This window comes from Simiduia litorea, assembly GCF_042853465.1.
Taxonomy (GTDB): Bacteria; Pseudomonadota; Gammaproteobacteria; order Pseudomonadales; family Cellvibrionaceae; genus Simiduia; species Simiduia litorea.
The window spans coordinates 271,472-291,743 of sequence record NZ_AP031497.1; the positions used below are offsets into that span (position 1 = coordinate 271,472).

Below are 20,272 nucleotides of genomic sequence, written 5' to 3' on the forward strand. Positions count from 1 at the left end.
ACGCCGAATTAACTTGGGGCTAGGGCGCTTATAATAAAACGCTGAGCATCCTGGGTGTTCATCGGTTTTGCAAATAAATAGCCTTGGCCAAGATCACAGCCAAGTTCCGTGATGACGAAGAGTTGTTCCTGTGTTTCGATTCCCTCAGCCACCGAGGTCATACCCAACGCATCTGCAAGGGTGACGATTGTGCTTACGATGGCTCGGTTTTCGTTTTTTATATCGACCTCATCGACAAAGCAGCGGTCTACTTTAAGCACATCGAGGGGGAACCTGTGTAGGTAGCTGAGTGAGGAGTAGCCAGTGCCAAAGTCGTCCATGGCCAGAAAGACACCCAGGCCTTTTAACTCACCGAGAATTTTTTGGGCAGCAATAACATTCTCCATCAATGCACTTTCGGTAATTTCTAGTTTTAACATGGCCGGATTAATACCAGAAACCTGTAATACGTTTCTAATTCTGTCGACCAAGTCGCTACGTGAAAAGTGCTTACTTGAAAGGTTGATGCTTATTGAAATGTGCTCGCCAAATTCTTTGTGCCACTGTGACATTTGAATACAAGCCTTGAGGCACATGGCAATATCCAGCTCGATGATTAAACCACTTTCCTCGGCGAGGGGTATGAAATCATTCGGTGGAATCAGCCCTTGATTTGGGTGCTGCCACCGCGCGAGGGCTTCAAACCCATCCAGCTCTGACGTGCCGAGGCGCATAATTGGCTGGTAAAACACGTCAATCTCGTTATTGTTAATGGCATTGCGTAACTCAGTCTCCAGCTTAAGCGTATTCATAGCCTTAGTGTGCATGCTCTGATCGAATACCGCATATTGCCGTTTCCCAAGTAATTTCGCCTGATACATAGCGGCGTCCGCGTCGCGCAGCATGTCTTCCGCTTTGTCATACCCGAGTGCGCTGTATGCCACGCCAATACTTGTGGAGGTGAAAACTTCATTGCCCAACACTACAAATGATTTGGTCAGGTCTTCGCAAATACGCTTGGCCACAAGTTCAGCAAAATTCAAGCCTTGTACATCATCAAGCAAGAGACAGAACTCATCACCTCCCAGCCTCGCTACCGTATCTTGTGGTCGCACAAGTTTAGCGAGTCTATTTCCTACCTGTTGCAATAGCTTGTCGCCAGCCAGATGCCCTAGGCTGTCATTGATAACTTTAAACCTATCCAAATCTAGAAATAGTACCGCAAATCTAAATTTCTCCTCGCGGTTGCCTTTGCCAATCAGTTGCGCGAGCCGATCCATAAATAACATACGATTTGGAAGCTTTGTTAGTACGTCGTGGAAGGCATCGAATTCTAATTTCTTCTCAATTTCCCGTCGGATTTCGATTTGTCTTTCGAGCGATATGTTGGCCTGACGCAGTTCCTGAGTGCGTTGATCTACTCTTTGCTCAAGTTGATCGCGCGCCCGTTTTCGATCTAGCGCGGTGGCGACATGATGGGAGACGTATGTTAATAGCTCTTCCTCATTTTTACCCAATACAAATGCGGTATCGTAAGTTTGCACGACCAGAGCGCCTAAAATTTCATTGTCCAATTGCAGTGGTACGCCGAGCCAGGAAACGGGCATTTGACCCTTAATGTTAATTCGAGATGTAACGTCATCAATGTTTGAAGGATTCAGCAATAGCGGCTGGCCGCTTTTTATGACGTGCTCAGTAAGATGATTGCCCATAGGCCTTGGTGACGGGTCTCTATAGGCAATATCTATATAGTAGGGGAAGGTTAAAATTTCAGGATTATGGATATCTGGCAACGCAATAAAAAAGTACTTCGCATACATAAGCTGACCAATAGCGTCATGTATATGTTTGTAGAAGTTTGGCATGTCGGAGGTGCTGGCGGATATATCGGCAATTCTGAATAGAGCGGTTTGCAAATGTTCCGCACGTTGTCTCTCTTTGATTTCGTCCTGAAGGCTTTTGTTGAGATCGGCAAGCTCTAGCGTCCGTTCTTCAACGCGGGCTTCTAGTGATTCTCGATAGAATTTCTTTTGCAATGCGGTGGTAACATGGGAAGAAACGAATTGCAGGAGGTCTAATTCCTTTTGGCCGAACCTATCTGCTTTATCGTAGGTTTGCACAACGATAACACCTGCAACATGTTTATCGTAAATTAGCGGTACACCCATCCAGTCTTCAGGTTCTTTTCCGACTAAACCTATTTCACCTTGTGCTTCAAGCTCTCGTCTCACCTCGCGGGTTGCTAATAGAGCCTCTCCAGTTCTAATGACGTAGGCTGTAAGAGTTTTTTCAATATGTTTGAAAGACATATGGGGTATGGCATCGTCTTCCGTTGTTTCGGTGAAGTCTGATAGCTGGTCATCATCGTCGGCGTAGTAGGGAAAATACAGCTTATTCGATATTTTATTGTACTCCGCCACGAAGAAATTTTTTGCGTGAATAAAACGAGCGACAAGCTGATGGATTTCGCGGTATAGAAGGTGCAAATCGCTAGTCGATTGGGTGATTTCGTCGATGGTGAATAGCGTTTTTTGTAGCTCCTCTGCTCGCTTTCGCTCCTCTACTTCACCTTCCAGTTTGCTGTTGATCTCCGACAGTTCCCACGTGCGTTGGTTAACTCTTGCTTCAAGGGTTATGTTTGCCAGTAGCAATGCATCGGAGTCTCTCTGTCTTTTTATGGCTTCGGCAAGTTGGTCGGCAACAAAGCTCAGAAGCTCTAAATCATGTTCGTTGAACTCCTTAGTCTCGTCGTAACTTTGAGCGGCAATAACGCCATAGGCAGTATCACCTATTACAATAGGTGCGCCTATCCAGCTAAACGGTTTAGAGCCCGCGACTTCCAGTTCGCCATTTGCAATTAGCTTTTCTAGACGCGCCTTATTGATTAGCTGTGGCGCTCTGGTATGGAGTATGTATTCAGTGGCGCCATTACTTAGTTTGCGCGATCGGGTTGTAATGTCTTTATGATCGGCAAAGTAGGGAAAGGTTATACTGTCGCCGTCTTCATTGAGAATGGCGACGTAAAAATTTCGTGCATAGAATAACTGAGACAATATTTTATGGATTTTAGGGTATAGATTATCGACTTCATTTTCCGTGTGAGAGAGTTGCGATATGGCGTAGAGCGCTGCTTGTAGTTTTCGGTCGGCGTCCTTAGTTGATAGGGTTTTCTTTAGCTCGATATTTCTTTTTTTAAGTGTTTGTGTTCTTTCCTCTACTTGTCTTTCGAGTAGTTCGCGTCGCTCAAACCGGTCCATCGCGGTGGCTATGTGTTTGGCAAGAAAACTGAGTACTTCTTTATCGCTGTCAGTAAATTGGTTTTCGCGCTGATAACTCTGTACTACGATTGCGCCTCTCTGACCGTTGGTGCGTTTTAGTGGTGCGCCTATGAGGCATTGGGGTTTTACGCCTACTAACGCTAAGTGTTGCTCTTTCATGAGCTGTTCGAAGGCCTGCTCGCTTTGTAAAAACACGACCTTATCGTGTTTTATCAAATAGGCACTAAAGCTGCTCTCTAGTTCGCTGAGTGGCACTTCGATGACTTCGCCCGGCTGGGCTGGGTCCATGGTGTCTACGTAGTAGGGAAATTGAATCGTGCCGCGTTTAGTATTTTCTAGGGAGATGTAAAAGTTTGCTGCATACATCAGTCTTGCGGTGACTTGATGGGCGCTGGCGTAAAGTGCGTCGAGCGAGGTGGATCTAAAAGATAGGTCGGCAATTTCAAATAGGGCTTTTTGTACCTGAATGGCATTTTCTCGCGCTTCGAGCTGAGCCTCGAGGAAAGCTACTCGTTGCGCCAGTATCTGGTTGTCTTGTTGGCCGATCATTTGCTTTGTCATGCACTCTGAACTGTCATTTCTAAGGTTCTGTGGCACCCTGAGTGTCGCAAGTGGGGGTGAGCTTGCATAAACTATAGCTGCCCAGCAAAAAAGTCGTTAATTGTTTGGCTGAATAGGGGTAATTGTCGCGCTATCGGCCTTAACGGTTAAAACTGCAACATAAATGTAAGCTATTAGGGGGTGCTATGTCGTTGCACGTAAATAATTGCGATCATCTGGCCGCCTTTTCGACCTTGAATTACGCTTGGATTGAGCGCTTCTTTAGCGTCGAGGCATCAGACCGTAAAATGCTCGAGCGCCCCGCCTGGATTATTGAGCAGGGTGGCTATGTGTTAACCCTTACTGCAGGTGACGAGGTGGTGGGGTGTTGCGCCCTGTTAAAGGGCGACGGGGACCATTTCGAGCTGGCGAAAATGGCTGTCGCACCGGCGTATCAAGGGCTGGGTTTAAGCCACCTACTGATGGAGGCAGCTATAGCTCAGGCAAAAGCAGTGAATGCACGGGCCTTAGATTTGCTAACGAGTTCTACCTTGACGCGGGCAGTTGAGCTTTACAAACGCTATGGTTTCATTGTGTTGCCAGCAAAGTGCCATTCAGACTACGCTCGTTGCGATGTGGTGATGCAGCTGGTTTTAGTTAACGATTGATTGCTTTCAAGCGTTTATTGGGGCCCGCTCAGAAAATATTCAATAGGATTTTCATGAGATTTCTTGGCGTTTTATTCTTGTTAGCACTGATAGGCGCTGCGCGCGTCTGGGCGGCCGAAGCGCCTAATATTGCCGACCTGATTACTCCTGATGTATCACGTCTGGCGATGGCGGAGGAGGGGGTTCCGGAAGATCTGTTTGACCGAGGCACACCGCGGTCGGCGATGGAGGGTTACCTGCGTGCAGCGCGGCAAGGAGACTTTGAGCGCGCCAGTCAATATTTAGATTTAAGAAATCTACCGCAGCAAATTGCGAGCATCGCACCAGCTAAGTTAGCCGAAGATTTTTATCAAGTCTTGGACCGGACGCTTTGGGTTGATACCGAGAGCATGAGCATCTTGCCTGAAGGCAAAAGTAAAGATGGCTTGCCGGCCTATCGGGAAAGCATTGGTAGAATTGAAACCTCAGCCGGGCGCCTAACCTTGTTGCTGCAAAAGGTGCCACGGGAAGACGGTGTTTTCATTTGGAAAGTGTCGAACGCGACGGTTAAAAAAATACCTGAGCTGGCGCAAGAGTTTGCTTATGGACCAATCGGCCAGTGGTTCTCGACGATATTGCCGAAAATTTCATTTCTGGGCGTAGCGCTGTGGATTTGGTTGTTGCTGGCGTCCTTGGTGTTAACCACTTGGCTAATTGTTTGGTTTCCGCTGTGGTTGTTGGCGCGACTGGTGTTACGCGCTGACACGGAAAAGGTAGGTGTGTGGCGAGCCTTTATTTTAAAGCCCTTGAGTCTGTTGCTCACCCTTATCATCCTCGGGCAGCTTGTTGCCATCGACTCTTTAGGTGTGTCGGTCGCTGCGTTGCTACGTGCCCAAACTTTGTGGTTGTTTTGTTGGGCGTGGCTGTTGATACACGTTATCGAGCTTGCGGTGGTTCATTATACGGCAGGCTTAGACGATTCGAACAAAACCATGAAAGGGGCGTTGCTTCGTCCTCTAGCTGCGACGTTAAAATTTATTGTCGTCATCAGTATTGCGTTGATGTGGCTTGAGAACTTAGGTTTTAGCCCTACAACGGCGTTGGCTGGTTTGGGTATTGGTGGTTTAGCCTTTGCGTTAGCGGCACAAAAATCTATCGAAAATATGATTGGCGCCGTGACGTTATACGTATCATCGCCTGTTAAAGTGGGGCAACTGTGTCGATTCGGTAGTCAGATTGGCACAATAGAAGAAATCGGTTTACGCGCCACGCGGGTGCGAACACTTGATCGCAGCGTTGTACATATTCCCAACGCAACCTTTGCCGATATGCAGCTGGAAAATATTAGCCAGCGCGAACGCATTAGTTATCGCCCAACGATTCATATAGACGCTAGATATTTGCCGGATAATGTAACCTTGGAAACGGTTTTAGAGCGAGCGCGACAGAGCCTTGCCGAACAAGATTGCGTTGCCAAAGAACCGTTACGGGTTAGGCTAAAAGCGTTTGAGCATCATGCTCTCGTCATTGATGTGTTGGCTTATATTGAAACCACGGATTTCGACCAATATTTAATGGTGGCCGAGCGGTTAAACCTCTGCATGTTAAATGTTTTCCTCAGTGCTGGATTTCGCTTGGCAACACCCATGGGTGTTGCCGAGTAACACGAGCCTGCCGGTTAGTTTTTGACGTATTTGGCCGTATAGTAATCGAGGCTAACATAGCGGCCCCCGCCCATCACGAGCAGCGCCAAGCATAGAATAAAATAGGTGGCGGAGAACTCTATGCCGTTGTTCAAAACAACAAAGTTGCCACTTTCCGTTAGCCATTCATAGTTGCCGTGAGTTTGCAGGATATCGCGGGCGCGCTCGAGTTTTTCTGTGGCCGCAAACACCGAGGCATTGGCAAAGGGTGCGCTAGCATCGGCGATGGCTTGCCAGCCGTTCTGCCAGTGTACCGTGAGTGCTGCCACGAACATGGTGATTGCTAGGGGGATGCTGATTAAGCGGGTGCCAAAGCCCAGTAACAGGAGTATCGCACCTAAGGCTTCTGTTGCGCTTGCCAGTGCCGCCATTAGCCAAGGAAAGGGTAGGCCTAGGCCCCAATCAGCATTGCCAAACCATGCCACGGTGCTGTCAAAGTGATTGAGTTTGCTAGTGCCTGCCATCCAAAATACGGGCACCAAATAGAGTCGAATAGCCAGCGCGGGTAAGCCATCTAGGAGGGTAAACTTCCGGCCTAGCTGTAGATAGCATTGGTAAAATGATGCAAACACTAATAAATCTCCAAATAATTTATAAAAATGTGAATTTTTTCTAATCCGTTACGTATTAGCTTAGGACTATTGATGTGTGTGGCCCGCCGCTGTTACAGCGGTGGATGGATTTGTGGTTAAATGCGCTCAGCTCAATGGCTTGAGCACTGAGGTCTAAGAATGGCGATGGAACCGGATTTAGCATTATTACGCGCACAAGATCACCAGGCGTTTACCCAATTGGTGCAGCAATATCATCCGCAATTGTTGGTGGTTGCGCGCGCGATAGTACGCAATGCGCAGGCTGAAGAGGCCGTGCAAGAGGCGTGGGTATCGATATTTCGCGCACTGCCAAAATTTGAGGGCCGCTCAACGCTGAAAACATGGATGTATACCATTGTAAGCAATGCGGCCAAGGGTAAGTTGCGTAAAGAAGGGCGTGAGATTACCGTTGACGACGTCGGTGGGGTTGTTGGCGATTACCTTTCGGAGGACCGTTTTCAGAGTGACGGTCATTGGGCGAGCGGTCCCTCAAGTTGGCATATGGAATCGCCAGATCGAATCTTAGAAGAGCAGCAATTGAAGCAGTGCATCGAAAAAAATCTTGCTCTGCTGCCGGAGTCTCAGCGCGCGGTTTTCCTATTGCGAGACGTGGAGCAAGAGCCGCTAGAGGTGATCTGTAACATGTTGGAGTTGTCTAACTCTAATGTGCGTGTATTGTTGCACCGTGCGCGAGTCAGCCTTTTGTCTGTGATTGACCACTATCAGGAAACCGGCAAATGTTAACCTGTAAAAAAATTGTCGAGCAATCGAGCGAGTATCGGGAGGGTAATATGACCTTGGCCCAGCGCTTGAACTTTAAATTACATTTGTACATGTGCTTACATTGCCGACGCTATCTCAAGCACTTTGAAACCACAATTACCGTCGCCTCCCAGTGTGCCAAAAAGTCACTACCTGATGCAGAGGCAGAACAGATTTCCAGCCAATGTAAACAACGCAGCAGCGCGATTGAACCGCTGAAAAAGGATTGATACGATCCATTAGGTTAGCGCTAGGTCTTCTGGCGACGCCGGCTCTCTGAGTAAGTAACCTTGTACCGCGTGGCAATCTAGCTGTTGTGCCACTTCTAGTTGCAGCGGGTTCTCTATCCCCGTCATCACCACTTCAACGCCCAAGCTATGCAGGTAGGTGGTTAAGCCCTTTAGCTGTTTGGTGGCTTTTTCGTCAGGTAATTTTTTTGCGAAGCGGCGATCCATTTTAATTTGATCAATGGGTAAGTCTTGCAGTTGGTAGAGGCAAGTTAAGCCTGCGCCAAAGTCATCGAGGGTTAACTTAACGCCTAGGTTGCGTAGTGCATTTAGTCGCGCTAGTGCGCCGTCCGTTTGCAGAGCAGCCTCGGTGACTTCCAAGTGCAGTTGGTTGGGGTTGAGTTTAGACTCGTGTAAAACATCCCGTATCAGGGCAATTAAGTAGTGCTCCTGAAATTGCCGCGCTGATAAGTTGACGTTAATACATTTTAAGTTTGCCCCTTGACTTTGCCAATGCAGAAACTGTTTTACCGATTCGCGGAGCACCCAATTACCGATGGGACGCATCGTCCCAGTCGCTTCAGCGGCGTCGAGAAAAAGTCCAGGCAATAACAGGCCTTGGCTTGGGTGTTGCCAACGGATAAGCGCTTCGGCGCTTATAATGGCCCCTGTTTCACTGCAAAGCAGGGGCTGATAATGCAAAAGAAATTGAGATTCATGTACCGCCAGTTGTAATTCTTTTGCAATTTTTTGCCTTGAGGTCGCCGCGTGTTGCAGCGCTGGTGTAAACAGTAAGCTTTGGCTGCGGCCTTTTTTCTTCGCTTGTAATAATGCTGTCTCGGCTTGTTTTGTGTGTAGAGCGGGCGAGTCAGCGTCAAGCGGATAAAGTGCAGCGCCGGTTGCGATACTAATGCCCCGCTGGAGGTTGGGCATTGCCTTACCGAGCTCCAGTTGTAATTTCTCAGTTACCTGCGTAAACGCCGTGATTGCCGCCGCTTTGTCTTTCAAGTCTGGCATTAACAGCGCAAAGCGCCCTTGTCCTAAACTTGCCAAGGTGTCTTGGGCGCGAAATAGATTGCGCATTCGGTTGGCAATATCGAGCAAGATTTGGTCGTAGGCCTGAACCCCGAGTTGCTCGCGCAAGGGCTCGGCTTGGTCCAGCTCAAACAGCACGAGGGCAACAATTTGGTGTGAGCGCTTAGCGCGTAGCTGGGCTTGGCTCAGGCGGTCATTGAGTAGTGCTTGATTGGGCAGCTGGGTGTGACTATCGAAATAAGCCATTCGGTGTAGCTTAACGTCGGCCAGCTTGCGCTCGCTGATGTCGTGAAAGCTTACCAGTAAGCTGGGCCCGCGGGTGGTCTGTAGTTGCTTTACTTGAACCGCAGCCTGAAAGCTCTTGCCCGGTTGCTGATATTGCAGCTCGCCCTCCCACCAGCCTTTGCGCTTAATGGCGTCGGTGATTGACTTGAGCATGGCTGAGCCTTGAATGGACTCATTTAATAGTGGGCAACCCTTGCCTTTGAGGTGTATCTCCTCAAGTCCGGTGAGCGAGCAATAGCTCTGGTTGGCGTGCATTAGAGCTAACTTCTGGTCGAGTAAGCACTGGGGTTGTCGGGATTGATAAAACGCCGCTTCTAGCGATGGCTGCACCGAGAATCTCCTTATAATGTCTGCATCATAGTATAGGCTGTATGGGCATTGAGCTAAATACTGATGCAGTGATTGAAAAGCGCGCAGCGTTTGCGGTAACGTGCGCGCCATTAACCCTGATACTTAAGGAAGGCCAGCTATGGCGCAATACGTTTTTACAATGAATCGCTTGGGCAAAATCGTGCCGCCAAAGCGCGAAATTCTCAAGGACATCTCCCTTTCCTTTTTCCCCGGCGCCAAAATTGGCGTATTGGGTTTGAATGGCTCGGGTAAATCCACGTTATTGCGCATCATGGCCGGCGTCGATCAGGATTTTAATGGCGAAGCTCGCCCTATGCCAGGCATCAAGGTTGGCTATTTAGAGCAGGAGCCGCAGCTGGATGAATCGAAAGATGTGCGCGGCAACGTTGAAGACGGTATGCGCGAAGCGGTTGACGCCCTAAAGGGCCTCGAGGACGTGTACGCTGCCTACGCCGAACCAGATGCTGACTTCGATGCCCTCGCGAAAAAACAGGGCCAGTACGAAGATATTATTCAAGCCTGGGATGCCCACAATCTAGATCACACCTTGGAAGTGGCCGCCGATGCCCTGCGCTTGCCGCCTTGGGATGCTGATGTAAGCAAATTATCTGGTGGTGAAAAGCGTCGGGTGGCCCTGTGTCGCCTATTGTTGTCGCGTCCTGATATGCTGCTGCTCGACGAGCCCACCAACCATTTGGATGCTGAGTCGGTACATTGGCTTGAGCGCTTTTTGTGCGAATTTGAAGGCACTGTTGTGGCCATTACTCACGACCGCTACTTCCTCGACAATGCGGCCGGTTGGATTTTGGAGCTGGATCGCGGTCACGGTATTCCGTATGAGGGCAACTATTCCTCTTGGTTGGAGCAAAAAGATGCGCGTATAGCCCAAGAGCAGCGCACCGAAGCCGCGCACCAAAAAGCTATGAAGTCGGAATTAGAGTGGGTGCGACAAAATCCGAAAGGGCGCCAGGCAAAAAGTAAGGCGCGGGTGACTCGCTTCGAAGAAATGCAAAGCCAAGAGTTCCAAAAGCGCAACGAAACCAATGAGATTTATATCCCGCCGGGCGAGCGATTGGGCGACAAGGTTATCGAATTCAATGGTGTAACCAAAGCCTACGGTGATCGCGTACTGATCGATAACTTGAGTTTCAATATTCCTAAGGGTGCGGTTGTTGGCATTATCGGTGGTAACGGTGCGGGTAAGTCGACACTGTTTCGCATGATTGCTGGGGAAGAAAAGCCTGATAGCGGTAGCATCGCCATTGGCGAAAGTGTGAAGTTGGCATTTGTTGAACAAAGCCGCCAGAGCTTGAAAGACACCGATACTGTTTGGCAAGCTATTTCCGGCGGTCAAGATCTACTCAAAATCGGTAATTATGAAGTGAGCTCGCGCTCCTATGTAGGTCGCTTTAATTTTAAAGGTACGGATCAGCAGAAGCGCGTGGGCGAATTGTCGGGTGGTGAACGCGGTCGTTTGCATCTAGCCAACACGCTGAAGCAAGGCGCAAATGTTCTATTGCTCGACGAACCTTCAAATGATTTGGATGTTGAAACGCTGCGCGCTTTGGAAGATGCGGTGTTAGCTTTTCCTGGTTGTGTCCTGGTTATTTCGCACGATCGTTGGTTTCTCGACCGCATTGCCACACATATTTTGGCTTATGAGGGTGAATCAGATGTGGTGTTCTTCGAGGGCAACTATACTGAATACCATGACGACTTTGTTAAGCGCAAAGGCGCGAACGCCACACCGCAGCGCATGAAGTATAAGCGTTTAAAGGCCTAAGCTTATTTTCAGGGATAAAGGCAAGCCGTAAAAACGGGTTTGTTCTTTATCCCAAGCTTGTTCTGGTGCGCCAGAATTGCTTTTCCTTGCGATAGGTAAAACCCCCAGCATTCTTTAAGCAGCAGGAGAGTCCATTGGAAGCTACCGAAATCCTCAGTCACGAGCCCTTGATCGATCCGATCCTGAGTGAACTCGCCGAGGACAATCCGGTATTGACGGAGGCCACTCAAGCAGCAATTTTAGAGCTGCCGAGTGAAGACGTTGCGTTATTGCTAGAGTCTTTACCGGGTGAGCCTCGATTAAAAGTGTGGGCCCTTATTTCCGCGGAAGAGCGTGGGGATGTGCTCTTTGAAATGCACGACGATGCCCGTCGTCATCTCATTAATGACATGGAAGAGTCTGATTTGCGCTCTATGGCAGCGCGTCTGTCGCCGCAGGAGTTGGTGGAGTTAAACGAGCTTATTCCGCCGAAACTCTATTCTCGTCGCTTGAAGTTGATGAGTCTAAAAGAGCAGACCGCTGTAAATACGGCGATGCGCTTTGAAGACGATCAAGTGGGCCGCAATATTGATTCTGATTTTATCAGTATCAGCGAGGGCCTTACCTCGCAACAGGTGATGCGCCTGTTGCGCCAATGGGAATTTCCCTCGCATACCGACCTCTTGTGTTTAGTGAATGAAGAGGGGTTGTATGCCGGCTCTGTTCAACTAACGGATTTATTTAACGCCCATCCGCAGCAGCAGATCAAAGACCTGAAAATGGAAGATGATCCGGCGGTGCGCGCCGACATGCAAATGAGCGAAATTGCCGATCTGAGCTATCAAAACCACCACGCCATGATGCCCGTTGTGGATGAAGCGGATCATTTACTGGGTCGTATTACCTCGCAAGATATTTTAGGTTGGGTACAAACCGAAGCCGAAAATCAATTATTGCAGCAAGCAGGTTTATCCGAAGACGAAGATCTATTTGCCCCAGTAAAGCGCTCGGCTAAACGCCGCGCAGTCTGGTTGGGTATTAACTTGTGTACGGCGCTGCTCGCGTCTTGGACGATCGGATTGTTTGAGGCGACACTCGAACAGGTGGTGGCACTGGCGATTCTCATGCCCATTGTTGCTAGTATGGGTGGCATCGCGGGCAGTCAAACGCTAACGCTCGCCATTCGCGGTTTAGCTCTCGGTAACTTGTCTTCTTCAAACGCCAAAATTATGTTTCAGAAAGAAATATTGGTGGGCTTATTGAATGGCATTGTTTGGTCGCTAGTTATAGGCATCATGGCGGGCTTTTGGTTTAGTCAACCCGCTATTGGTTTTGTTATTGGTGCTGCCATTCTGGTCAATTTAATTTTTGCTGCGATGAGTGGTGTGATTATTCCTCTCGTGCTCGATAAATTTAAAATTGATCCAGCGCTATCGGGTGCTGTGATTCTCACCACGGTCACAGACGTCATAGGCTTCTTTGCTTTTTTAGGATTAGGTTCATTATTTTTGGTGTAGTTTTGCTATTTGTCTGGCGATTTAAATGTTGTAAAAAATCTGAGGCGCTAAGTTTAGTTTTATAATCAGGGATTGGTGTAGAGATGAAAAAAAATTACTGCCTTTGGTTCTTTCTATATCGGCGTGTGGCACAAGCTCAACACTGAGTAAAAGTGATACGGAAATAAAAGCAAAACTATCTCAACACAGAACCGCCTGTAAATCTATAGCGCGTGTTTTTAGTGGTGTTGCCTATGATATCTGTCGCTTGAATACGCTGCCTAATTCGACCTTCTATAACCCCTTGCTTGTTGTTTATTTGATTGATACACCGGTATCAGCGGTATTTGATACGGTTGCTTTACCTTATACGGTTATAAAGCAGTCACAGGCCGGAAATATAGAGCTGTCTGATTAGGTAGTTACAGTACCCTTGGCGTCGCGCAATGACTGTAAGTGTGTGCTTGGTTGCCTTTGGTCGTTTTGAATACACCTGTTCTACTGATAATGAGATCCATTTTCCCTGCGCTTGTCTCAATTTGACTGCCGCACTTATCTATTGCTTCACCTTGTCAGTATTCTCTAAGGCAATTGCTCTGGTTCTGCGTTTAGGCCTGAAAGCAATGGCCAGTTTGTCAGTTTCGTTGCGTCACTAACTATGCTTAATATTTCCCTCAAACTTGAGGGTGGTGCAGCAGTCTGCTACTTTTTTAGTAGTAAACTGCCAAGGCTTTCCTATGTATGCCCCGTACAGCGTACTTTTTCAGCAGAAAGTGCGATTAGCCACCTTTTTCTTTTATATCTTTTGTCTATTTTTTAGTACTTTTCCTGCTATAGCATCAGTTCAACCAGACCTTCTCCGACACTACCAATACGCAACTTGGAGCGTTGAAGCCGGCTTGCCGCAGGTGACCGTAACCAGTATGGCGCGTGGCGCAGACGGCCGGATGTGGATTGGCACCCAAAACGGCTTGGCGCGATCGGATGGCCAAGCTATGGAAGTCTATCAAGTAAACGAGTTTCCAGCGTTAGGCTCCAATTGGATCAAGCTCATACAGGTTGCCGATAATGGTGATCTATGGGTGTCAACGTTAAAGCATCTGGTGCGTTGGCGCGATGGTAGATTCGACGTTATGGCGCAGCGCGAGCAGATTGGTGAGGTGACCGCTTTGTCGATAGATAGTAGCGGCAAATTGTGGGTGGCGGCAGATCGTCTTTGGTACTTCGATGGTGTAGCACTGGTCCAATACGATCAATGGCAGGGTAGTGTTCGCACTTTGGTTGCCGGCGCCAATGTGTGGGTAGCCAATGACAACAACGAAATCACTAAACTGACTGGCAGCGCTGCGGAATTCCTATCTTGGCCGGTGGAGCCTTTAGTTGTACGTCAAATGGCGATTATCAAGCAGCGCCTTTGGGTAGCAACTTCACAGGGTTTATATCGCAGTAATGGTAAACAATTAGAGCGGATGACAGAGAGTCCGGTAATCGCCCTGACGACCTTTGGTGATGCCTTGTGGTTTGTGAGTGAGCAGGGTGTCTTTGTGTGGCGAGGGGATCACATTGAAGCGCAGCTGTTAACGGAGGAAGCTGGAAACTTTACATTAATAAGTACAATCTTTGTTGATGAAAATCATGCGTTCTGGTTGGGCTCACAAGCGCATGGTGCGAGATATTTTTGGCGCGCGAGTTATGCGCAAATATCGACACAAGATGGGTTAAGCGAATCGAGTTGGAGCTTGTTGCCCGAAAAGAATGGCTTACTGGTGGGTACCAATCGAGGTCTTTTTTTAGGTCAAAAGGACGAGTTCAAACGGGTTGTAGGTGCGAATCAGATTCCGGGTGGTGTAGGTTACGCTTTGTTACGCGATAGTAGTGGTCGGCTTTGGGTTGGAACGCGGGAAGGCTTGGCGGTTCAAGAAAAAAGTCTTTGGCGCCCTATAAAAGAGCTTCGTGGCCAGCAGGTTAACAGCCTGCTGGAGCTGCAAAGTGGCGATATTTTAATTGGTGCGGCAAGAGGTCTGTATCGTTGGGACGGTGAGCGTGTTGGTGTATTGGCGGGTACTCAAGCCTTAGTTGGAAAGTCGGTGCGTTCACTCCTGGAGGATAATAGTACTCTATGGATTGGCACTGAAAATGGTCTGAAGGAATGGCGCGTTGGTGAACTAACATCAGCCACCTTGTCGCCACTGGCTCAAGAATTTGTGCCGGCATTACTTCAGCTACAAGATGGCCGTGTATTGGCGGCTACCTATCAGCGCGGGATTTTCATCAAATCCTTAGCTGGCCCCTGGCGGTCACTAGAATTGAGTCGCGGTTTGCCGACTCAAGGTGCTTTTGGCCTGTTTGAACACGATGGTTGGGTTTGGATTTCAAATGGGGATGGCGTTCAGCGTATCCCTGTTGATCAGCTCGAAGCGAAAAACCCAATGCTCCAGGTTGTGTATTTTGACGAAGGCCAAAAGCTCGGTCGTTCGCGATTGCGCTGTTGTAACGGTGGCGGTAATGGCCGCGCTGTCATTGATGATGGATACGCTTGGTTTTCGTCATTAGCGGGCGTGGTTCGAATAGACACAAATTTACCCGAGGTTAAAGTTCCGGTTGCAAAAGTGCGGAAGGTTCTCGATGTTGGTAAATCGGAAAGTCGGCTTATGAAGGATCTAGAAGTTCACTACAGTGTTTTGGACTTTCGCAACGCTCAACAAATTGCCTATCGCTACAGAATGAAACCTTACAACAACCAGTGGCAAGAAGCTGGTGATCGTCGTATTGCTTATTACACCAATCTACCGCCGGGACCTTTTGTTTTTGAAGTTCAGGCAAAGCAAGCTTTTGGCCGTTGGGGCCCAGTCGCAAGTGCGACAATCGTTGTTGAAGCCTACTACTATGAAACACTTTGGTTTAAATGTCTTATTGCAGCCTTAGTATTAATTTTCTTGTACGGCATCTTCAGGGTAAGAACCTTTAGCTTGCGTACCCGCAGTGTCTACTTAGCCCAGGAAATACAAGCGCGTACCGAACAACTTGAGACCATGAATTCAGAGTTGGAGCGCGTTAATAAAAAATTGCATTTGGCGAGTATTACCGATCCATTAACTGGGCTGCATAATCGGCGCTTTATGACCGAGCAAATTGGCGTAGAGCTTGCGCGTATGAAGCGGCAGCGGCAACAGCAACAGCAGGTTCAAAGTAACAATGTCTTGGGTTTCTTCCTCATCGATTTAGACTGGTTTAAGCACGTTAATGACAGATATGGCCATGGGGTTGGCGATATGCTCTTGGCGGAGACTGCATCGAATCTTAAAAAGGCGTGTCGAGAAAGTGATATGTTGTTGCGTTGGGGTGGAGAAGAGTTTCTCCTATTAGCGCCAGACAGTAATCCTAGTGAATTTTCTCGCATAGCCGATAGACTGCGTAGAGCTGTTGCCATGGCAGGGGAAAAAATGGGTCTGCCACAGAGAATCTCCGCGTCCATCGGTTGCGTGCCTCATCCTTTGTCTCTGCGTAGCGATATTGATAACTGGACATTTACCTTAGCTCTGGCAGATTACTGTTTATATCAGGCTAAGGCGGCGGGTCGGAACTGCAGCGTGACGGCAGTGGTTGATGATGAGCTGTTGTCAACCTATCGCGAAGCGAAAATAACGAGCACCGAACTTTCATCATGGCGTGACGAGGGGCGGCTGAACGTTCGTGTTCTAGAGTCGTTAGACACCCCGTAGCCATAAAGACGATAATTCAGCTTAAATCCTTATTGCCGTCTGCCGTTCTTAGGCCTGAACGGATATGTAGATCTCTCTGCGGGAAAGGAATTTCGAAGCCATGTTGAGTGAGTGCCGATTCAACTGCCCAGAAATAGGCAGATTTCGTTTTCGTAGGCTTCTGAGCTGCTTCGTGAGTCACCCAAACAACAAGCACGAAATCTAAGCTAGAGTCCCCAAAACCGGTCATGAAAACGCGAGTGGGGTAGCGGGGTTCGATATTCACTGTTGTTTCGACATTGTTAGCTGCAGCAATAATAATATCGCGCATGTTATCTTTATTGGTGCCATAGGCTACGCCAAAGGGTATCCGGAACCGAACTAAGCCCTCACGTAATGTCCAATTGGTAACCTGTGCCGATAAAAACTCAGAATTTGGCACGAGTACGTCCATGTTGTCGGGCGTGTTTATCAGCGTTGAGCGAACATTAATTTCTTTTATGGTGCCAAAGGTACCCGACTGCAATTCAACTACGTCGCCAACGTTAATGTTGCGCTCAAACAACATAATGACGCCGGATATAAAATTATTTGCGATGCCTTGGAGGCCAAAGCCTATACCAACGGAAAGTGCGCCAGCCACGAGAGCGAGCTTAGTAAAATTAAAACCGGCAAATGACAGGCTAATAATAAGTGTAATGGTAATGATGGCGTAATGAAGTATGCGGCCTATGGAATACGCGGCGCGCTGGTCCATACGGCGATTGTCTTTTGCAAATCGCATTAGGGATCGCTGGGTGGCACGTGATATGAAATACCCTGCGATGAGTACAATAATAATTTTAATAAGCGAAAACAACGTCAGCGTGTACTCGTCCACGCTAATGAGGTTAAAGTCAAAGTTCATCTTGGTCACTCATTTCCTGTTATAGCCAGCCTTTACGCTTAACAAAGGCCATGCCGAAGACGGTGAAGCTAACCATAAACCCAAGCACAAAAAAGTAGCTGTAGTGCCAGGTAAGCTCTGGCATGTGTTGAAAATTCATGCCATATATGCCTGCTACGAGTGTTAATGGGAGAAATATAGCTGTCACGATGGTGAGCAATTTCATAATGTGGTTGGCTCTATGTGCGCTAATGGAGATAAAGCCGTTAATCAAATCTGTGGTGAGTTCTTGGTATAAGTTTGCCAAACTGGCCAGTCGTTCAAAGTGCTCAAATAAATCTATTAATTCGTGTTCGTCAAACGCCAGGAGTTGATGCTCATGACTGTTCATAATTTCTTCAATAACTTCTTTCTGGTAAACAAACGATCGGCGGGTTTTCTTCAGCTGTGAGCCGTAACTAATAAGCTCACCTAGCAAATCATCTGTGCTGGTGTCGAATATCTCATCTTCAATTTCGCTGAGTCGCTGTTCGACTTCGAACATCAATGGTAAGTAGCGATCGACAATGCCGCGTAAAATTTGGTAGCAAAGTTGACCCATGCCGCCGCGTGGTAATTTTCGATCGGTGGTGATTTGTTGCCAATATTTATCAACTGCCTCGGACGTCTGATCGTGGCGGGTGATGATGTGTGAATTATTGCTAAAAATCGCGAGTTGGTGACGTGAAAAATTTTCCTGATCACCGAGTTTCGTCAGCTCATGCATCAGTAAGAAAATATGATCATCAAAAGCTTCATATTTTGGCGGATGCCGATGTCGCTGGGCATCGCGATGTGCCAGCGGATTGAGCTCAAATTTTGCTAAAGCATTGAGTTCCCGCTCGCTGTCCGCACCGCAAATATCGAGCCAGAGGAAGTGGTCGCTGTCGTGGTAGTGACTCAGAAGCTCTTCCTGACCCTGTTGCACAAGTTCACCTTGCGTATTAAACAGCAGCGCTCTAACTGTCATAGCGATCTCCCCAAGGGTCGGTGAAGCGCAGGTCTGGGTCGTTTAAATCTTCCATGTTTTCGTGAAATTGCTCGACGGTTTTTTCTGCATCTTTGACGGTATCAAACCTTGCGATGTGAAACAGCGCTTCGCCTTCGTTGACGACGGGAATATTATTCCGGCCAATAATAATACCGTTTGCCGGCGAGCGCACTTCAAGCTCCATGCTGCCGTAAGGGTCGACAATAAGTGCAAGTAAATCGTCTTTTTTAACGCGCTCACCTAATTCCACATTGGCTACCATCATGCCGTCGTGATTCGCTCTGATCCACTGGCTCGATAAGGCGACAATAGATTCAAGTGCCTTCTTTCCTGGCTTGCGAGACAACATGCCGAGATGTGTCATGACACCAAGTACGCCTTTTACCCCGCCATTGATTGATGCTTCATCGAAACGCAATGCTTGGCCGGCTTCATAGAGTATAAATGGCTTGCCAAGTTTATCGGCGGCGTCGCGAAAAGAACCGTCTAAATTAGACGAGTGCAACACCACCGGCGCACCGAATGCGTGTGCCAGTTCTAAATTCTCTTCATTCTCCAAGTTGCCGCGTATCTGTGGCAAGTTTGAGCGGTGAATCGCGCCAGTGTGCAAGTCAACCACATGTGTGCAATGAGAGAGTAATTCAGTGCGTAATAAAAACGCGATTCGAGAGCCTAACGAGCCTTTCTCACTACCAGGAAAGCAGCGATTTAAATCTCGCCGGTCGGGCAGATAGCGAATTTGTTGAATAAAACCGAAGGCATTAACGACGGGCACCAAAATGAGCGTGCCCTTTAATTTATCTAAGGCCGGGGATTTGCTTAAACGTCGGCAAACCTCAATACCGTTTAACTCATCACCATGGATGGCTGCGGTGACTAATAGAACCGGCCCGTCGTGCTTGCCATGGATAACCTCTACACCGATCGTGAGCGGTGTGTTGGTGTAGAGTTTACCTATGTCCATTTCCAGCTTAACGCGTTGGCCTGCCGGAATTTTTTCGCCCAGTAGCTCAAAGTCTGGCCGGCGCGGTTTAGTTTTCCGTTTATCCTTATTATTCGGTTGCCCAGCCATAAACTCAGCCCTTACCTTTTGTTTTTGAGGCATGCTGCTTGGCGTTTTTTTCCATCCATAGGATGATTTCTCCAGCGATATCTTTACCTGTGGCTTTTTCAACACCTTCTAAGCCTGGCGATGAATTCACTTCCATAACCACTGGCCCTGCAGACGATCGGAGTAAATCAACGCCGGCGACATTGAGACCCATGGTCTTTGCTGCCCGTACCGCGGTTTCGCGCTCTTGCGGGGTAATTTTTGCGAGCGAGGCTGTGCCCCCTCTGTGTAGGTTCGAGCGAAACTCGCCTTCTTTGCCTTGGCGTTTCATTGCGCCAACCACTTTATCGCCAACCACAAAGCAACGGATGTCTGCACCGCCTGCCTCTTTGACAAATTTCTGCACCATGATGTTGGCGCCTAGCCCCATAAAAGCCTCCAGAATACTTTCAGCAGCTTTGCGGTTTTCTGCCAGCACCACCCCAATGCCTTGCGTGCCTTCAAGCAATTTAATAACCAGCGGCGCGCCGCCGACCATGTCAATCAGATCGGGAATATACCGAGTTTGGTTGGCAAAGCCGGTGGTTGGTAAGCCAATGTTTTTGCGTGCAAGCAATTGCATGGAGCGCAACTTATCGCGCGAGCGCGAGATGGCGACGGATTCGTTTAGCGGATACACGCCCATCATTTCAAACTGGCGCAATACGGCAGTGCCGTAGAAGGTGACAGAAGCACCAATGCGTGGAATCACAGCATCAAAGCCAAGTAATTCTTTGCCTTTGTAATGCATATCAAGATCGGATGGGTTGATAGCCATGTAGCAGCGCAAGGCATCAATGACTTCAACCTCGTGACCGCGCGCCTTTGCAGCTTCGATGAGGCGGTTAGTAGAATAGAGTTTTGCGTTGCGTGAGAGAATGGCAATTTTCATGGAGCAATATCTCCT

Annotated in this window: 15 protein-coding genes; 8 read left to right on the plus strand and 7 right to left on the minus strand. The window is 48.3% G+C overall.

Annotated features, from left to right (window positions below):
* Positions 1 to 8 precede the first annotated feature (8 nt).
* Complete coding sequence (locus tag ACGHTT_RS01250) at positions 9 to 3,818, minus strand: EAL domain-containing protein (RefSeq protein WP_390593024.1); 3,810 nt, start codon at positions 3,816 to 3,818, stop codon at positions 9 to 11.
* A 185-nt stretch (positions 3,819 to 4,003) separates the two neighbouring features.
* Here ACGHTT_RS01250 and ACGHTT_RS01255 point away from each other — a divergent pair, with 185 nt between their 5' ends.
* Positions 4,004 to 4,465: a GNAT family N-acetyltransferase gene (locus ACGHTT_RS01255; protein ID WP_390593025.1), complete on the plus strand. Its 462-nt coding sequence runs from the start codon at positions 4,004 to 4,006 to the stop codon at positions 4,463 to 4,465.
* Positions 4,466 to 4,518: 53 nt separating this feature from the next.
* Positions 4,519 to 6,108: a mechanosensitive ion channel family protein gene (locus ACGHTT_RS01260; RefSeq protein WP_390593026.1), complete on the plus strand. Its 1,590-nt coding sequence runs from the start codon at positions 4,519 to 4,521 to the stop codon at positions 6,106 to 6,108.
* 14 nt (positions 6,109 to 6,122) lie between these two features.
* On the opposite strand, the gene ACGHTT_RS01265 is transcribed toward ACGHTT_RS01260, so the two are convergent.
* Positions 6,123 to 6,719, minus strand: a complete 597-nt coding sequence (locus ACGHTT_RS01265) for a DoxX family protein (RefSeq protein WP_390593027.1) — start codon at positions 6,717 to 6,719, stop codon at positions 6,123 to 6,125.
* Between the two features lie 159 nt (positions 6,720 to 6,878).
* On the opposite strand from ACGHTT_RS01265, the gene ACGHTT_RS01270 reads away from it, so the two are divergent.
* Positions 6,879 to 7,484, plus strand: a complete 606-nt coding sequence (locus ACGHTT_RS01270) for an RNA polymerase sigma factor (RefSeq protein WP_390593028.1) — start codon at positions 6,879 to 6,881, stop codon at positions 7,482 to 7,484.
* Positions 7,478 to 7,732: a hypothetical protein gene (locus ACGHTT_RS01275; RefSeq protein ID WP_390593029.1), complete on the plus strand. Its 255-nt coding sequence runs from the start codon at positions 7,478 to 7,480 to the stop codon at positions 7,730 to 7,732. Before ACGHTT_RS01270 ends, ACGHTT_RS01275 begins: the two co-directional genes overlap by 7 nt.
* 9 nt (positions 7,733 to 7,741) lie before the next feature.
* Here the strand turns inward: ACGHTT_RS01275 and ACGHTT_RS01280 are convergent, their stop codons facing one another.
* Positions 7,742 to 9,379, minus strand: coding sequence for an EAL domain-containing protein (locus ACGHTT_RS01280; protein WP_390593030.1), 1,638 nt, complete (start codon positions 9,377 to 9,379; stop codon positions 7,742 to 7,744).
* Positions 9,380 to 9,518: 139 nt separating this feature from the next.
* Here ACGHTT_RS01280 and ettA point away from each other — a divergent pair, with 139 nt between their 5' ends.
* From ettA to ACGHTT_RS01300, 4 genes are all read left to right on the plus strand, one after another.
* A complete protein-coding gene (ettA, locus tag ACGHTT_RS01285) occupies positions 9,519 to 11,183 on the plus strand; it encodes an energy-dependent translational throttle protein EttA (RefSeq protein ID WP_390593031.1) in 1,665 nt (554 codons plus the stop codon).
* Between the two features lie 134 nt (positions 11,184 to 11,317).
* Positions 11,318 to 12,679 carry a magnesium transporter gene (mgtE, locus tag ACGHTT_RS01290; RefSeq protein ID WP_390593032.1) on the plus strand — a complete coding sequence of 454 codons (1,362 nt, stop codon included), beginning with the start codon at positions 11,318 to 11,320 and terminating at the stop codon, positions 12,677 to 12,679.
* Between the two features lie 103 nt (positions 12,680 to 12,782).
* Entirely contained in the window at positions 12,783 to 13,076 is a 294-nt protein-coding gene (locus ACGHTT_RS01295) for a YceK/YidQ family lipoprotein (RefSeq protein WP_390593033.1), read from the plus strand.
* 319 nt (positions 13,077 to 13,395) lie between these two features.
* Positions 13,396 to 16,380, plus strand: a complete 2,985-nt coding sequence (locus ACGHTT_RS01300) for a diguanylate cyclase domain-containing protein (RefSeq protein ID WP_390593034.1) — start codon at positions 13,396 to 13,398, stop codon at positions 16,378 to 16,380.
* 16 nt (positions 16,381 to 16,396) lie between these two features.
* Here the strand turns inward: ACGHTT_RS01300 and ACGHTT_RS01305 are convergent, their stop codons facing one another.
* From ACGHTT_RS01305 to rimK, 4 genes are read right to left on the minus strand one after another with little or no spacing between them, the layout of a single operon-like run.
* The gene (locus ACGHTT_RS01305; RefSeq protein WP_390594965.1) at positions 16,397 to 17,266 is read right to left on the minus strand and encodes a mechanosensitive ion channel family protein; all 870 of its coding nucleotides are present in this window, start codon (positions 17,264 to 17,266) and stop codon (positions 16,397 to 16,399) included.
* A 19-nt stretch (positions 17,267 to 17,285) separates the two neighbouring features.
* A complete protein-coding gene (corA, locus tag ACGHTT_RS01310) occupies positions 17,286 to 18,254 on the minus strand; it encodes a magnesium/cobalt transporter CorA (protein WP_390593037.1) in 969 nt (322 codons plus the stop codon).
* Entirely contained in the window at positions 18,244 to 19,347 is a 1,104-nt protein-coding gene (locus ACGHTT_RS01315; RefSeq protein ID WP_390593039.1) for a succinylglutamate desuccinylase/aspartoacylase family protein, read from the minus strand. Before ACGHTT_RS01315 ends, corA begins: the two co-directional genes overlap by 11 nt.
* Before the next feature lie 4 nt (positions 19,348 to 19,351).
* On the minus strand, positions 19,352 to 20,257 hold the full coding sequence (rimK, locus tag ACGHTT_RS01320; protein ID WP_390593041.1) for a 30S ribosomal protein S6--L-glutamate ligase: 906 nt from the start codon (positions 20,255 to 20,257) through the stop codon (positions 19,352 to 19,354).
* Positions 20,258 to 20,272: the final 15 nt, after the last annotated feature.